This window comes from Thermomicrobiales bacterium, assembly GCA_037045155.1.
In the GTDB taxonomy this organism is placed as follows: Bacteria; Chloroflexota; Chloroflexia; order Thermomicrobiales; family CFX8; genus JAMLIA01.
On record JBAOIG010000002.1, the window covers coordinates 153,562 to 169,882 of the forward strand.

Below are 16,321 nucleotides of genomic sequence, written 5' to 3' on the forward strand. Positions count from 1 at the left end.
CAAGTCGTTGCATACTATTGAGTTAACAAGCATTCGTAATCGACGCGTGTCATCAGGCACTGTCGCAATCTCGTCCCATGCTGACAACCCCGCCAGTGCTTTGATAGGAGGCTCCTCCTGGGCAAGAGCACCTTCGCCATCGCGCTTCTCGCGATATTGACAGCAGTGCTCCTTGCAGTTGTCACTGCGGGTGGCGACCGTGACTCGATCGCGGGACACATCCCTGGGTCACGACCGCCACTACCAACAACTGGGCTGGTTCCAGAGGGTAACAATCTGCCAGTGCTAGCCACAGTCGCACCACCGGATGCTGATTCTCGACCTTGGCTGATGCAGAGTCCGGTCCGTGCGAACGCCGTCCTGCACTGGGTGGAATCCAGCGCGGCGTCGGGAGAGTCGACGATCGTTTCCGAGATCTGGGTGCAGCTCGATGGCGACGGTGTCATCAAGCGTCTGCACACCATCTCCACCGATAGCGACGGCGGATTTGTGCAGGAGAACGGGTATGAGGACCGGACCGCCTACACCGTCTGGGCAGCCGGCACGAACCAGCTACATCCGGGAGGCGCCGCCTGCGTCGAAGCCGGCAGTTCGCCACCACCACCGGGGCCGGCCGGTCCGCCGTTTCTCGTCGATGCGGTCACGCTGCAACAGTACGGATTTTCCCTGGTAACGGGCGACGCTCCGATCGTGCCAACGACGCCACCTCTTGATGGCGTCGAACCACGGCAGTCGTTCTCGGCGAACGGCCCGTTGACGACGTGGGAGAAGCAGTTGGAGCGACCAGGCGGCGGCACAACCGTCATGCGAGGGTCGATTGGCGCGGCGCAACGTGGCATCTCCAGCAGCCTGACCGAGCTGGCGGCGGATGGATCCGTCATCCGGATGTCCGAAGGCGCCTATGGCCGGCTCGATGTCTACGACCCTGCGGTCGTGCCCAACGCCGTGTTCGCAAAGGTCTCGACTATCGAGGAGCAATGTCATGGACCACGATAAGTGCAGATATCTCCTAGCGGTCGTAGTTTTAGCCACAGTGCTTGCAGGCGCCCTTTTTGCACCGTCGACAGCGCATGCCGGGTGGACGCCATGGTCATGTGGATGGGCAGTTCAGGATTACTATGTACAAGGAGGCGATCTCGACGGCAGCGCTTGTGCGCGCTGGAATGACACATTCGGTTGGGATGTTTGGGGACAAACGTGGGTTCCAACGTCGTACCGGATTGACACAATGGTTATTGGACAGAGGATACGTGCACCAGTTCTTGGACGAATCAAATGACGGGATCTGGCACCGCGTATAATGCCACCTATGGAGATAGTGGATCGGCAGCGTTTGGATACTATCAATCCTGTAAACCATGGGAGGTTCATCAATATCGCGTATACTATTCCGGATCGCGCATGAGATATAGCACATCCTCATGGGAAGGAACATATGGCTTTTGGTATCCATGACGCGACGACGCTATTGCGTCGACCCCTCGATAATACCTTGGCAAGCGCGATCAATGGCTCGCATCGATCGCGCAGAGCATCCGCGACGTGCGATCGAAGCGCACCTCGCCGTCAATGCGCCCGCGCAGCTCTGCCTGCAGCATCACCGTCGCCCCATCGGGCGTCGTCTTCGGTAGTGTCGTCGCCATGAAAGCCTCCCGCGTGGTCTCCTCGCCCTGCCCAGAGATCGCAGTGTACAGCAGGATCGAAGGGGCGGGTCATCGCGTAGACACGCGGAACCCGTCGGGCAGCCGTCGGCGGTGGCGGACCAATGCGTCTTGTGGGTTGTCAACGCCTCACTGTCCGATCGGCAGCCTGCTCCTCCCCCTGTCATCCTGAACCGCAGTGAAGGATCTCCCTCCCGCTCGATGCAGTCCAACGCAGGAGAGATCCTTCGGCTGAGGCCTCAATAGTCAACCGCAGTGAATATGTCACCCTTGAGGGTGTCACTGGCTCTGTCATTCTGAGCGAAGCGAAGAATCCGTCCCTCCTCGGTGGCAGCGAACGCGGGGAAACGGATCCTTCACTCCGTTCAGGATGACAGAAGACCGGGAGGCTGCCGACCTGACAAATCCCCTGCGGGTCGACTACTCAGAATGACAGGCCACGGGGGTGGCTGCCGCGCCAACATTCGTGCCACGTTGACGTTGACAGCCTACTTATGATGACAGTCGGGAGCTACTTGACACAACAGGAGTCGTCGACTATTATCGAACCAACAAATAGTCATAGTTGCCAGGTTTTGTCTGGCACTGTCGCCATCTCGTCCCATGCTGACAACCCCGCCAGTGCTTTGATAGGAGGCTCCTCGTGGGCAAGAGGACCTTCGCCATCGCGCTTCTCTCGATATTAGCAGCAATGCTCCTTGCAGTTGTCACTGCGGGTGGCGACCGTGACTCGATCGCGGGACACATCCCTGGGTCACGACCGCCACTACCAACAACTGGGCTGGTTCCAGACGGTAACAATCTGTCAGTGCTAGAGGGTGTTATGCACTTAAGCGAATGCTCGGTGCCCTTGGGCCAAGGATACCAGAACACTTCGCAATCCCTACCCGAGTGATGTCAGCGACGACGAACAGGGGTATACGGGGCGGAACGCGGAGGAGGCTGCCGCCGGCTGGGGGATCCGGCTGGAGGTGGTGAAGTTGCCGGAGGCGCGACAGGGATTTGTGCTCTTGCCGTGGCGCTGGGTGGCCGAGCGCTCGTTCGCCTCGCTGCGCCGGTTTCGGCGTCTGGCCAGGGATTATGCGCGCATGCCGGGGACGGTCGCGGGTTGCATCTGGTCGCGTTCGCCGCGTTGATGTTCGGTCGACTCACGAAGATCCTGCTAGTGATGAGTGCACAATACCCTATTGTAAATCGGTGATCAAGTGAAGTATACCCGACGAAGGACAAAAACTCAACTGGAAAGGTGCGCACCATGAGGAAGGTATCGGTGTTCATCATCATCGCTACAATCGTAGCGACGACGGGATACGCATGGGCAGCCACCGGGGTAACGTGGAAGGGGCCAAAGTATCGAGGGACCGCAGGTCTCAGTTGGTACGCGCCTTCGTGGATCAATTATTGGGGAGGCTATAAAACATACAGCCAACTCGGTGCCTGGGGCCATCATGTTTATGCAAGCACAGACTCGACCTATTACGACGCCAATCGCCGGTCGAGCTTGTATTCCTATTGGCAAGGAACCAACTACCAGTATGTCCCGACGACGATAAGTTTTGATGACCAAGCAGTTGGCGGCGGCTACCATGCTGGAGGAATTCATGCCACAGGTTGGTATTACACGAACTTCCCTAATATCGAGAAGTGGAGCCAAGACGATAACGGCGACGGCCGGCACGAGGAGGTCAAGTTCAGATGGTCACCATCGTTCTCGCCAGGAGGCTACAACATAGAGGTTGAGTATTGGGATCCTAACTTTAACTTCAACACTGGACTGGGGGACACGGGAGAGATCAACGTTTCTTCTTATATAACGACAGCGATCGGTCGATATAGAGTGGGATCGACCTGGCTCTGCAAGTTCACATACCCGAGTTCTCGTGCGAACTCTTGGCCATTCAATTGTTGATCGATTTCCGTCGCGATCATACCTTTTAAGGAGGCGAAATGCGCGGTCTTAACCGACAACAAAGGATTCGACGCGGCGCTGCAACATTCGCTATCGTGGCGTTCGTCTCGCTAGCGATCATGAGGATGAGCGACAAGGCGACCATTGCCGAGCCGGAGTTCCCGCCTCTCGCAAGCGATACGCTGCAGCAGGGTCCTGGATGGACGATCCGAACCGAGGAGTTCGACGGCAATGTCGCCGCTGGCGTTATCTTCAGCTCATACAGCCGCGAATCCCTCCTGTCATACGCAGACGCCGCGAGGTCGAACACAGAGGCAACATTCAGCCAGCACGAAACAGTGCCGGCGCTGGTGACGTTTCGTCGGCCAGTTCCCATTGATGAGTTCGCGGGACTGATTGAGCCCTCGGGCGCAACGGTCATCAGCTACCAGATCCGCACGATCGAGCCAGATGGGCGGCGTGGCACACTCGGTGGTGCGCCCGAACCGAACGGCGTTGTGCTAGACCTCGACCATGTCGCCGACTTTGCCGCGCGGCAGGAGAGTAAAGGTGCTAGCCCGCTACGTATCCTCGGCGTCATCGATGCGGAGGTTGTCGTTGATCGACAGTCGTATGACGCGCTGTCCAAGCTCGATGCGGTATTTCTCGTCGACCTGACTCGAGCAACGGTTGTTGATTCATTATCGATGGATCTTCGGGAGAAGATCGCCATCAGCGACGTGCGTCTGGAACCGCTCTATTGGCATCTCGAAGACACGGGGCTGGTGTCCTCTTCGGTTGAAGGTCCATAATCCATAGCCTTCGCTGGCACGCGTATTCCAGGCGGATACGCAGGGAGAGTTGTCCCGGATGCGAAGATTCGCCTTCATCGTTCCGACGACCATTGGCAGCGCGGCGGCTCCACCTGCGCCTCTCCGCTACTACCCTGCGCCCGACGCTGGAGGTGGCGCTGGCTGGCACGACCGTCGTCCTCTCCAACGAGGTTGCCGAGGCGTACGACCGGCTCCTATGCGCGCCGACCGGTCCGTCGCCGGCGATGGTCAACGCCGTCCTCGACGCGCTGACTCCGGCCGGCATCACCTACCTCGACATGCCGCTGTCGGCACCGAAGGTGTGGGCGGCGTTGCAGGCAGGTGGGCATGCATGTCGAGCCGAAACGCTGGATCGTTGAGCAGACGTTTGGCTGGTTGAATCGATACCGGCGGTTGAGCAAGGATTACGAGGCACATCCCGAGACGAGTGAAGTCATGATCTTGATCGCGATGACGCACCTGATGGTTCGCAGAGTTCGAACATAGCCTTCTCAGACAGGATCATAACACCCTCTAGCCACAGTCGCACCGCCGGATGCTGATTCTCGACCTTGGCTGATGCAGAGTCCGGTCCGTGCGAACGCCGTCCTGCACTGGGTGGAATCCAGCGCGGCGTCGGGAGAGTCGACGATCGTTTCCGAGATCTGGGTGCAGCTCGATGGCGACGGTGTCATCAAGCGTCTGCACACCATCTCCACCGATAGCGACGGCGGATTTGTGCAGGAGAACGGGTATGAGGACCGGACCGCCTACACCGTCTGGGCAGCCGGCACGAACCAGCTACATCCGGGAGGCGCCGCCTGCGTCGAAGCCGGCAGTTCGCCACCACCACCGGGGCCGGCCGGTCCGCCGTTTCTCGTCGATGCGGTCACGCTGCAACAGTACGGATTTTTCCTGGTAACGGGCGACGCTCCGATCGTGCCAACGACGCCACCTCTTGATGGCGTCGAACCACGGCGGTCGTTCTCGGCGAACGGTCCGTTGACGACGTGGGAGAAGCAGTTGGAACGACGAGGCGGCGGCACAACAGTCATGCGAGGGGCGATTGGCGCGGCGCAACGTGGCATCTCCAGCAGCCTGACCGAGCTGGCGGCGGATGGATCCGTCATCCGAATGTCCGAAGGCGCCTATGGCCGGCTCGATGTCTACGATCCTGCGGTCGTGCCCAACACCGTGTTCGCAAAGGTCTCGACTGTCGAGGAGCAATGTCATGGACCACGATAAGCGCGGATACCGCTCGGCAGTCGGCCGCAGGATAAGAAAACGCCCCGGGAGCAAGGGCTCTCCCGGGGCGTTGGACGTGCTAGTGGGTAGTGCCTACCAGCGGCTGTAGCTGCGCTGCTCGCGGCGCGACTGGAAGCAGTCGGAGCAATAGACCGGCTTGCCGCTCGTCGGAACGAACGGAACCTGGGTCTGCTTGCCGCACTGATCGCAGACGGCGTCGTGCATCTCGCGCGCGCCACCGCCACGGGAGCCGTAGCTGTCGCTGCGGTATCCCGAGTCGCCACCCTGGCGGGACGCCTTGGCGGCGCGCCGGCAGTCTGGGCAGCGGGTGGGCTCATTGGTGAAGCCCTTCTCGGCGTAAAACTCCTGCTCGCCAACCGTGAACACGAACTCGTTCCGGCAATCGCGGCAGGTCAGGGTCTTGTCAGTCAACATCGTTGTAGCGTTCTCCTCGCTGAACAGTCCCCGCCCAACATGGACGAGGTGACATCTGGGTTTAGTCGGACAGGTCTTTCAGCGAGATGAGGAAGGCGACAAGCCCTTGGTGTCACCGGAGACATCGGCGCGGAAATTCGTGACCGTTGATAGCAATCGTACCAGAAACACGGGTGTCAAGCAATACATCATGACAAATTCCGCGACCGGCGCGTCACTCCCCGACGTACCCCCAGGCCACCCAGGCCGACGCCGTCTCCGCGTCGACGAGGTAGACGGAGTGGTTGTAGTTGGGAGGCGGCGTGCACTCGGGGCAGCCGGCCCCGATGAAGAACGTATTGCCATAGTCGACGACCCACATCCGCCGTCCCTCGATGTGATCGAGCGTCTTGCCGTCCGGCAGCGGGAGGTTGCGCAGCCCGACCCATGGCTTGCCGCCCTCGCCGGCTTGACCGGCGGTAACGAGCCCATAGGTCGCCACGACCGTCACCGTCCGTCCCTCCCACTCGCCGCCGTTGCCCCACGGGACGCCCAGTCGGCTTACCGCCTCCATCGCCTCCGCCTGCGAGATCAGCGGCGGCGCGTCCGTCCGGACGACCGTCAGGTCCTGGCCGGCGAAGGCGGGGTTGTCTGGATACGGCTGGCCAGGAGCGGGAGTCGCCGGCGGCTCGGGCGTGGCGGGCGCCGGTCCTGCGGGGGCCTCGACGGTCTCACATGAAACCCAGCCGCCCTCACCGGATGGCGTCGGCATTTCGCGTGGGTCGCGATCCGGCAAGCTTGGATCACGTAACGCAGACTTGAAGATCGACCCGTCCTCAGAAGTGATGATCCCGGACAATATGCCCGACTCGACGTCGTAGACGAAGCCGATGTATGACGCGGGTGGACGGTGGAGGAACCCGGGAGCGAGGTATTCAATGTTGAAGTCGCCACCAACGATAACCAGTGCCATCTCACGCTTGCACGTCGGCGGGTAGGGCGTTCCAGCGAGCCCGAAGTCAAGCAGCTGCTGCTGGAAGACTGGCTCGGCGAACAGAACACGCGCCTCGCCGCTTCGCACTGCGTCCGTCACGCCAAGGTAGTAGTACACCGTCTTGAGTGCTGCATCCACGTTAGCCCGCTCGTGATCGGTGAGCGCCGTCGGTGTGGAGTCAGGCACGGCGGGGGTTATCAGCAGCAACGCCACATCAGTGCTGGTTCGCGCCTGTTGCCTGGTCGCATCGTTATCACTGCTTCTCGGCGCAAGCAACGCATAGAGCGCTACCATGCCTACCAGAACACTGGAGAACCCGATAGCGACGAGAGTCAACCGCGAAACGCGGTTCATCGGTGCGCCCCCATCTCCTGACGGTATAGCAGGTCGAACAGACGAGCGGCGACGCTCTGCCACGGTATCGTCCCGTCAGACACCAGCAGCGTCGTTCGAGCGGTCATGACAATCCTCACTTGGGACGCGTGAGTCGTGCCGCAGTCGGAGGTAGAGAATGGGCGTGTCACGAGTATAGCGCGATTCATCAAGCTATCGGCCGCCTGATCTGACCGTCACGCGGTCGTCCTGCACTGAGAACAGGAATCCCGCGCCCAGCGTCTTCGTTCCGTGACGAGAGCAGGCCCGACATCCTCGCCGGCCCGGATGCTGTGGCATGATCCGACCATCGTCGCGGGTGCGCCGCGGCAGGCAGGGATGGATGGAAACAATGGAAGTGCGACCCGGCGAGCCGGTGCCCGTCGTCGTCTTTTCCGACTACGTCTGACCGTTCTGCTACATCGGCTCGGTTCGAGTCGATCAGCTCAAGCGGGACTACGATGTCGTCGTCGAGTGGCGAGCGTTCCTGCTCGCCCCGGATACGCCGCCAGAGGGCCGGCCACACCCGTACCCACCGGAGGTCCGTGAGGAACGCGGCGCTCCGCTGCGTGAGATGGCCGCCGCGGCCGGCCTGCCGATCGTCGACCGCGACTGGGTCTCGAATTCGCTCCCGGCGCTGGAGGCGGCAGAGTTCGTCCGCGAGAACGGCGATTTCGACGCATTCCATCATGCGGTTTTCACCGCCTACTGGGCCGAGGGCATGGACATAGGCAAGATCGAGGTGCTGCAGGAGATCGCCACGTCGGTCGGGGTCGACGCCGAGGCGATGGCCGCGGCGGTCGAGGACGGTCGCTACCGCGAGCGGGTCATGGCCGACTACGAGCTGGCCCAGCGGGTCGGCTTCAGTGGCGTACCGGCCTTCATCCTCGGCAACCGGGCGATCGTCGGCGCTCAGCCGTACGCGGTGTTCGAGCAGGTCATGGCGCAGCTCGGACGCGATAAGCGCGACGCCGCGGATTGACGCAAGGTGGCAGGGCGTCCCGGCCGCGCCGCAGCCAGGACGCCCGACCCAACCGCCGGGTGGTAGCATCGGGGTTTGACACCGGATGAGCTGGGGAGTCACGAGCGCCGGATGACGGTCCTTCTCAAACGTCTCGACATTCAGGGATTCAAGAGCTTTGCGACGGCGACGCCGTTCGTCTTCGACCGTGGGATCACCGCGATCATCGGGCCGAATGGGTCGGGCAAGTCGAACGTGGCCGAGGCGTTGCGCTGGGTGCTGGGCGAGCAAGGCCACGCGAACCTGCGCAGCCGCCGCACCGACGACGTCATCTTTGCCGGGTCGGACAAGCGCGCCCAGCAGGCGCTAGCCGAGGTCGTCCTGACTCTCGACAATACTGACGGCGACCTGCCACTCCCGTTCAGCGAGATCACGGTCACTCGCCGCGCCTTTCGCGGCGGCGAAAACCAGTATCTGATCAACGGCAGCCGGGTGCGGCTGAAGGATGTCCAGCAGCTCGTCGCGCCGATCGGGCAGTCGTACACGATCATCGGCCAGGGGCTCGTCGACGCCGCGCTCAGCCAGCGGCCAGAGGAACGACGCGGGCTGTTCGAGCACGCGGCCGGGATCGCCGGCCTCCGGCTGCGGGCTAATGACGCCGAGCGCGGGCTGGCCGAGGCGTCGGCCAATTCGGTGCGCCTCCGCGATATCCTCTCCGAGCTCGAGCCACGTGTGCGCCAGCTGGAGCGGCAGGCGAAGATGGCGCGCGAGTACGGCGCTGTCCGCGACCGGCTGCACGATCTCCAGCGCCGCCACTACTATGCGCTCTGGGCTGAATCGACGGCAAAGGTTACGGCAGAGCGAGACGCACTCGATACCTCCGACGATGCATTTTCGGAGCGCGAGCGCGCTCACACCATCGCCGCCCAGCGGCTGGCGGAGCTGCGAAACGAGGATCGACGCCTGTCCGACGACCTGGCCGCGCTGACCCAGCGAGCCGCCGACCGCGACCGGGCCGCGTCCGATGCCCGCCACCGACTGGAGCTTCTGGATTCCCGCACCCGTTCGGCCGACCAGCGAGCGGCCGATATCCGCGAGCGCTGCGCCGAGCTGGAGCGAGAGAACGCCGCTGCGATCGCCCAATCGACCGGGTTGGCTCACGATCGGGAGCGACTGTCGGCTGAGGTCGCCACCCTTGAGCACGACCTGGCAGCGCGCGACGCGGCACAGGAAGAGGCTCGCCGCCACCGCGCCGGCCTCCGCACGGCGCTGGAGCTTGCCGACCAGCAAGCGTTGACATTGGCGCGCAGCGGGGCCGAGCTGGAAGGCGTGTTGGCCGGCCTGGCCGAACGACGCGCGGCGGTCGAGGCGCAGTCAGCCGGCGCAGACGCGGCGATCGCTCGCGAACAGGCTCGGCGTGATGCCGCCAGCGCGGCGATCGCGGCCGCCGAATCGCGAGCGGAGGAGCACGCGAGGGAGCGCGAGCGCGCTGTGGCCGCGCTCGTCGCGGCCGAGAACGACGCGCGGGCGATTCGCGCGCGGATGACTGACGAGCGTCGGTTGGCAGACGACGCCGCCCGCGACCTGACTGCGCTACAGGCGCGGCTGGAGCTGCTGGACCGCACGCATGCCAGCGGCGAGGGACTCTATGCCGGGGTTCGCGCCGTCGTCCGCGCCGTAAGGGGCGGCACGCTGGACTTGCCGGGGCTGGTCGGCGCTGTCGCCGAGGTTATCGAGACGCCGAAGGAGCTCGAGACGGCGATTGAGGTCGCCCTCGGCGGGCATCTGCAGGATCTGATCGTCGAACGCTGGGACGATGCCCGCCTCGCGATCGACTTCCTGAAACGCACCCAGAGCGGCCGAGCCACTTTCCAGCCGCTCGACACCGTTCGCGCCCCACGCCCACTGGCGCTCGAGATCCGCGACCCCGACCTCATCGGCGTCGCGTCTGAGCTGGTCGCATTTCCCGAGCGCGTCCGGCCGGTCGTCGAGCAAACAATCGGCCGGACGTTGATCGTCCGCGATCTGGACGCCACCCGACGTCTGCTCAACCGCGCGCGCGGATGGACGCTGGTGACGCTTGCCGGCGAGATCACGCGCCCATCCGGGGCAGTGACAGGCGGGGGACGGGCCAACGAGGCCGGGCTGCTGGCTCGCGAGCGCGAGCGACGCGCGCTGCCCGGTCGCGTCGCGTCCGCGATCGAGAGGCTGGCAGATATTCGCGATGAAATCTCCGTCAGCGGGCGTGAGGAGGCCAACGCTGCCGAGCGGATCGCCGCCGAGCGCAGCCGGGTCGAGTCACTCTCGGGCGCGCAACGCTCTGCCGATGCGGACCTTGCGCGATCGCGGGCAGACCTGACCACGATCGAGACGGCCATGGCCAGCGCTGGAGATCAACAACGCCACACTGCAACCCGGTTCGCCGAGCTGGACGACGCGGAGGCGCGGGCACGCGAGCAGATCACGCTGCTGCGCGCCGAGCACGACGCGCTGGCTGCCGAACGTTCCTCCCTGGCCACTCAGCTGCGCGACGCTGACACGATCGAGGTCGATCGCGCCAGCGGGCTACGCGCCACGCTGGCCGAGATACGCGAGCGACTGCGGGCAACCAACATCGCGAGCCAGCAGGCGGCCGACCGCATAGCGGCCACCGAGCGCGGCATCATCGCCCGACGCAGGGAGATCGAGCAGATCGAGTCCACGGCACAGCAGGATGCCGCAGCGGGCAACGAAATCGAGCGAGAGATTGAGCAGCTCGCGACATCACTCGACGAGGCGAACGCCGCGCTGCCGGCGCTGCGTAAGGCTCGCGACCACGTCCACGAGGCATTCGCCGGGGCGGAGCGCGCGCTGGATCTGGCAACCGAGCTGATCCGCGCCGCCGAACGCGACCGCGACCAGTCCGCTCTGCGGCTGGCCCGCGTGCAGGACGAGCAGGTGTTCCTGGTCGAGCGAATCCGAAACGACCTCGGCGTCGACGACCCGACCACGCTGGCAACAACTGGCGACAACGACGAAGCTGCGGCCGATGAGGCGGAGATTGCCCGGCTGCGCGACCGGCTGCGCCGGATGAGCGCCGTCGGCGAGGATGTGCTGGAGCAGCACGACGCGGAGTCGGCGCGTCTGGCTCACCTCCTGCGGCAACTGGAGGATGTCGAGCAGGCCGCCGGCAATCTCCGCCGGGTGCTCGCCGACCTGAACGGTCGGATGGCGACGCAGTTCAACGAGACGTTCCGCGAGGTCGCCGTCGCATTCGAGCAGACCTTCACCCGCCTGTTCGGCGGCGGGATGGCGCGGCTGGCGCTGACTACCAGCGAGGATGGCGCGGCCAGCATCGACATCGTCGCCCAGCCACCGGGTAAGCGGCTGCAGAACCTGACCGCTCTCTCCGGCGGCGAGCGCTCGCTGACTGCCGTCGCGCTGCTGATCGCGATCCAGCGAGTCAACCCCAGCCCGTTCTGCCTGCTGGACGAGGTGGACGCCGCGCTCGACGAGTCGAACGTCGTGCGCTTCCGCGACGAGCTGCGCGACCTCGCCAGCGCGACCCAGTTCGTCGTCATCACCCACAACCGCGGCACGATCGAGGGCGCGGACACACTCTACGGCGTCACGATGAGCGGCGACGGCGTCTCGCGCGTCCTCTCGCTACGTCTGGAGGAGGCCATCGAGGCCGTCGAAGCGTACGAGACAGCCTCGGCTGGCGGCTGAAGCAGCCATCCTCATCGGCACGAAATAGTTGCTGCCAATCAGGCCGGCGGCAGCCAATCGCGCACGTCCGGCTCATCCGCCAGTCGCCAGACACGGGCGACGATCGCGTCGATCTCGGCTTCCGTTGCGCCGTGGTCGTAGCCGGCCAGCAGGCGGGCCTTGTCCTCCAGCTCGCCGCGCGTCAGCGGATTGCCGGGGTCGCCCTTCGGCACATCTACCCGCGAGACGAGCGTCCGGCCATCGGTCGTCTCGACCTCGACCAGCCCGATCCACTGGCGCGGGTAGGCGGCGTCGATCTCGGGGTCGAGCGCCATCTCGACCCGGTCGTGGAACGCGCGAACCGCCGGATCGGCCAGCGCCGCCTCGGTGAAGTCGGTCACGCTCGCGTGCCCGCGCGTCGCCGCGACGGCCAGCACGAAGCCCATCGAGAACTTCGACTGGTGGATCGTGCGCGGGTCGACGACCGGCCCGAGCACATCGATCGCCCCCTGGTGGACGCGCGCCCGGACGTGGGCGATGTCGTCCGCCCGCAGCCCCTCGTCGCGCATGAGCGCGAGCAGCGCGTCGGCGGCCGGATGGGTATGGCGGCACGACGCGTGGTACTTGAACGAGGTCTCCAGCAGCGCCCAGCGCGTGCCGAGCCCGTCGGTGAGCCGGCTCGGGTCGGCGTCCTGCGACATGCCGGCCGCCATGCCCTGCGGCCCCTCCAGGATGCGGCGCGCGCCGGTCAGCCCGTCGCGGGCGACGCAGGCGGCCAGCAGGCCGTCGGCCGACGCCTTGGCGGTATGGAGCTGCTTCGAGTCGGCGGCGTCGCGGAGGAACTCCCAGAGGCCGGCCGCCTGCGTGCCGGCCGAGCCATAGGCGTGCAGCGTCTGCTCGGCGTCGAGCCCCAGCAGGCGCGCGACGCCGGCCGCCGCCGCAACCGTCCCGGCCGTGCCGGTCGTGTGAAAGATCGTGTAGTGCGAGCGACCGAGGAGCTCGCCGACCCGGATGCCCGCCTCGTAGCCCGCCACAGCCGCGACGATCAGATCGCGCCCGGACGCTCCGGTCTGCTGCGCCATCGCCAGCACCGGCGGGAAGACGACCGCGCCGGGGTGGAAGACGGAGCCGTTGTGGACGTCGTCCTGCTCGACGACGTGCGACGCCGCGCCGTTGACCAGCGCGGCGAACAGCGGCGAGGTGCGCCGCCGCGAAGTCAGCAGCTCGCTCGGCCCATCGGCCGGCCCCATCTGCTCGGCAAAGCGCTCCAGCGCCCGCACCGGCCGCGCCCCGCGCCCGGCCAGCGTCGATGCCAGCCAGTCGAGGAACAGATCCTCGGCGCGCCGGACAACCGCGCCGGGCAGGTCGGCGAATTGCAGGCCGGCAGTGAATTCCGCCAGTTCGCCAGTCGTGCCACTCATCGCTCCCCCTCCGGATGCAGCCGCGCGATCTTCGGCCCCTGGCCGCGCTTGTAGACCAGCAGCGTGCGCGTGAACTCGATCACGACCGTGCCATCCTGGTTATAGCCGGTCGTCCGCACCGTCACGATGCCGACGTTCGGCCGCGACTTCGACTCGCGCGTCGCCAGCACCTCCGACTGCGAGTAGATCGTGTCGCCCTCGAAGACAGGATTCGGCAGCCGCACCTCGTCCCAGCCGAGGTTGGCGAAGACGTTCTGTGAGACGTCGGTGACGCTCTGACCGGTGACCAGCGCCAAGGTGAAGGTGGAATCCACCAGCGGCTTGCCGAACTCGGTCTGGGCCGCGTAGTGGTGGTCGAAGTGGATCGGCGCGGTATTCTGGGTCAGCAAGGTGAACCAGATGTTGTCGGTCGTCGTCACCGTCCGTCCCAGCGGATGCTGGTAGACGTCGCCGACCACAAAGTCCTCGTAGAACCGACCTGCCCAGCCGGGCCTGATCGCCATGCGCTTCCTCCTGAACAGAATCGTCTTCGGCGCCGCCGGGCCCGGGCCGAAATCGCCGAGTCTGGCGTCGCTCGTCGACATCCATCCCTATTATGGACCGACCAGCTGCTAGAAGATCCCGAGGAAGGTGGCAACCATGGCTGTGTCTCACATCCAGGGGTGACCAGGCTATCACGCCAGAATCTACTGCCAGACATCCGATAACGAGTGTTGGTGGCAATACTTGTGATATTTAATCGAACATGAATTGTCTCTGCAATGACAAAGTCAACCACATCGTGATACGATTGTTTGCGCCAACATCACTTTGATATACCTCTTCCTGATTCAACACTATCGTTGGTATCGCGGTCAGGCCGCGAATTCGATCGGAGGACAGGATGTCGCAAGCGAAAGACGCGACGCGATTCACCCAGTCTGCCAATGACACGCTGCGCGATGAGCTGAATTGGGAGGATGTCCGGGACTTCGAATCGGCCAGTCGGGGCTTCATCGCCAGCCGTGATAACCCGGTCATCACGAATGCTGACGGCCGCCCTGTCTGGGACCTGAACGCTTTTCCGTTCCTGTCGGAAGAGACCGCTCCGCCGTCAGTCAACCCGAGCCTGTGGCGTGTGTCACGCCTCAACGCGCTCTACCATGGCCTGTTCAAGGTCACCGACGGTGTCTATCAGATCCGCGGGTTCGACCTGTCGGTCATGAGCATCATCGAGACCGATAGCGGCTACGTCGTCATCGATCCGATGATTTCGGCCGAGCCCGCGCGGGCCGGCATGGATCTTGTCTACCAGCATGTCGGACGGAAACCTGTCGTCGCGGTGATCTATACGCATTCCCACGTGGACCACTGGGGCGGTGTGAAGGGCGTTATCGACGAGGCCGACGTCAAGGCAGGCAAGATCAAGGTAATTGCCCCCGAAAACTTCGTCGAATATGCCATCAGCGAAAACGTTATCGCCGGTAACGTGATGAGCCGCCGAGCCAGCTACATGTACGGTAATCTGCTGCCGAAGGACACCAAAGGACAAGTCGGCGCCGGTCTGGGTCAGACGACGTCGGTCGGGTCAAACTCCCTCATCATCCCGACGGACTCCATCACGCATACTGGCCAGACGATGACCATCGATGGCCTTGATATCGAATTTCAGCTCACTCCCGACACCGAGGCTCCGGCTGAGATGAACTTCCTGTTTCCCCGGTATCGCGCGCTGTGCATGGCCGAAAACTGCTCGCACACTATGCACAATCTCTACACCCTTCGCGGCGCGCAGGTGCGCGATGCCAAGGCCTGGGCCTACTACATCGACGAGGCCATCGACTACTTCTCTGGCCGCTACGACGTCGTCTTCGCAAGCCATCACTGGCCCACCTGGGGCGCGGACGAGAGCACGGCCTATCTCAAGCTGCAGCGGGACATGTACAAGTACCTGCACGACGAGACACTCCGTCTCGCCAACCAGGGGTACACCCTGCTGGAGATCCCGGAGATCATCCACCTGCCGGCCGAGATCTACCGTGCCTGGCATAATCGGGGCTACTACGGCAGCATCAACCACAACGTCAAGGCGATCTACCAGCGCTATCTCGGCTTCTTCGATGGCAACCCGGCGACCCTGCACCCCCTCCCGCCCGAGGCCGCCGGCCGGAAGTACGTGGAGTTCATGGGCGGCGCCGACGCGCTGCTCGCCAACGCTCGCAGGGCCTTCGACCAGGGCGAGTACCGTTGGGTGGCGCAGGTGGTCAACCACCTCGTGTTCGCCGACCCGGACAACGAGGCCGCTCGTGATCTCCAGGCCGACGCGCTGGAGCAGTTGGGATACCAGGCCGAGTCGGGGCCATGGCGCAACTTCTATCTGAGCGCGGCCAAGGAGCTGCGCGATGGCGTGATCGACATCGCAACGCCCAAGTCCACGAATCCCGACATCGTACGGGCAACGCCACTGGACATGTTCTTCGACCTGCTGGCGGTGCGGCTCATTGGCGAGAAGGCCGAGGACACGGTCATCACCCTCAATGCCCACTTCACTGACATCGACGAGCAGTACGTGCTGCGCATCGAACATGGGGTGTTGAACTACGCCAAGGGTCGCCAGGCCGACGATGCCGATGCCACCCTCACGACAACTCGCGTCGTCCTGGACGCCGTCGTGCTGGGCGAGGCGACAATGGCCGACAAGCTGGCGACGGGGCAGGCCCGCATCGACGGGGATCCAGCAAAGCTGGTCGAGTTCCTGTCGATGCTGGATACGTTCGAGTTCTGGTTCAACATCGTAACGCCGTAACCCGTATCCAGGTCAGGCGCTTTGCCTTCCAGTGTCGCCAGCTCTGGCGGGCAAAGCGCGTGAGCCAGTCCGAACCGACTG

General features: G+C 64.2%; 12 protein-coding genes and 2 pseudogenes. 9 read left to right on the top strand and 5 right to left on the bottom strand.

Features of this window, described 5'->3' with window-relative positions; genetic code table 11:
* Nucleotides 1-330 precede the first annotated feature (330 nt).
* Nucleotides 331-996 carry a hypothetical protein gene (locus V9F06_00905; protein ID MEI2616180.1) on the top strand — a complete coding sequence of 222 codons (666 nt, stop codon included), beginning with the start codon at nt 331-333 and terminating at the stop codon, nt 994-996.
* Between the two features lie 509 nt (nt 997-1,505).
* Here the strand turns inward: V9F06_00905 and V9F06_00910 are convergent.
* Entirely contained in the window at nt 1,506-1,643 is a 138-nt protein-coding gene (locus V9F06_00910) for a hypothetical protein (protein MEI2616181.1), read from the bottom strand.
* 926 nt (nt 1,644-2,569) lie between these two features.
* Here V9F06_00910 and V9F06_00915 point away from each other — a divergent pair.
* The 5 genes and pseudogenes from V9F06_00915 (at nt 2,570) to V9F06_00935 (ending at nt 5,606) form a co-directional block, all read left to right on the top strand.
* Nucleotides 2,570-2,862, top strand: a pseudogene (locus tag V9F06_00915) (transposase).
* A gap of 746 nt (nt 2,863-3,608) precedes the next feature.
* Nucleotides 3,609-4,361 (top strand): hypothetical protein, encoded by a 753-nt coding sequence (locus V9F06_00920; protein ID MEI2616182.1) that lies wholly within the window; start codon nt 3,609-3,611, stop codon nt 4,359-4,361.
* Between the two features lie 92 nt (nt 4,362-4,453).
* The gene (locus V9F06_00925; protein MEI2616183.1) at nt 4,454-4,741 is read left to right on the top strand and encodes a hypothetical protein; all 288 of its coding nucleotides are present in this window, start codon (nt 4,454-4,456) and stop codon (nt 4,739-4,741) included.
* A pseudogene (locus tag V9F06_00930) lies at nt 4,716-4,868 on the top strand (transposase). The gene V9F06_00925 and the pseudogene V9F06_00930 overlap by 26 nt, the downstream one beginning before the upstream one ends.
* Before the next feature lie 72 nt (nt 4,869-4,940).
* Complete coding sequence (locus tag V9F06_00935) at nt 4,941-5,606, top strand: hypothetical protein (GenBank protein MEI2616184.1); 666 nt, start codon at nt 4,941-4,943, stop codon at nt 5,604-5,606.
* Between the two features lie 93 nt (nt 5,607-5,699).
* Here V9F06_00935 and V9F06_00940 read toward each other — a convergent pair whose 3' ends face one another.
* Both V9F06_00940 and V9F06_00945 read right to left on the bottom strand, forming a co-directional pair.
* On the bottom strand, nt 5,700-6,041 hold the full coding sequence (locus V9F06_00940) for a zinc-ribbon domain containing protein (protein MEI2616185.1): 342 nt from the start codon (nt 6,039-6,041) through the stop codon (nt 5,700-5,702).
* A gap of 214 nt (nt 6,042-6,255) precedes the next feature.
* Complete coding sequence (locus V9F06_00945) at nt 6,256-7,368, bottom strand: hypothetical protein (GenBank protein ID MEI2616186.1); 1,113 nt, start codon at nt 7,366-7,368, stop codon at nt 6,256-6,258.
* Nucleotides 7,369-7,807: 439 nt separating this feature from the next.
* On the opposite strand from V9F06_00945, the gene V9F06_00950 reads away from it, so the two are divergent.
* Nucleotides 7,808-8,368, top strand: a complete 561-nt coding sequence (locus tag V9F06_00950) for a DsbA family protein (protein MEI2616187.1) — start codon at nt 7,808-7,810, stop codon at nt 8,366-8,368.
* 111 nt (nt 8,369-8,479) lie between these two features.
* The gene (smc, locus tag V9F06_00955; GenBank protein ID MEI2616188.1) at nt 8,480-12,055 is read left to right on the top strand and encodes a chromosome segregation protein SMC; all 3,576 of its coding nucleotides are present in this window, start codon (nt 8,480-8,482) and stop codon (nt 12,053-12,055) included.
* Nucleotides 12,056-12,093: 38 nt separating this feature from the next.
* Here the strand turns inward: smc and V9F06_00960 are convergent, their stop codons facing one another.
* Together V9F06_00960 and V9F06_00965 are read right to left on the bottom strand one after the other, a co-directional pair.
* A complete protein-coding gene (locus tag V9F06_00960; protein MEI2616189.1) occupies nt 12,094-13,455 on the bottom strand; it encodes an MmgE/PrpD family protein in 1,362 nt (453 codons plus the stop codon).
* Nucleotides 13,452-13,958, bottom strand: a complete 507-nt coding sequence (locus tag V9F06_00965) for a MaoC family dehydratase (GenBank protein ID MEI2616190.1) — start codon at nt 13,956-13,958, stop codon at nt 13,452-13,454. Before V9F06_00965 ends, V9F06_00960 begins: the two co-directional genes overlap by 4 nt.
* A gap of 380 nt (nt 13,959-14,338) precedes the next feature.
* Between V9F06_00965 and V9F06_00970 the strand changes: the two genes are divergently transcribed.
* Nucleotides 14,339-16,240 (top strand): alkyl sulfatase dimerization domain-containing protein, encoded by a 1,902-nt coding sequence (locus V9F06_00970; protein ID MEI2616191.1) that lies wholly within the window; start codon nt 14,339-14,341, stop codon nt 16,238-16,240.
* The last annotated feature ends 81 nt before the right edge of the window (nt 16,241-16,321 follow it).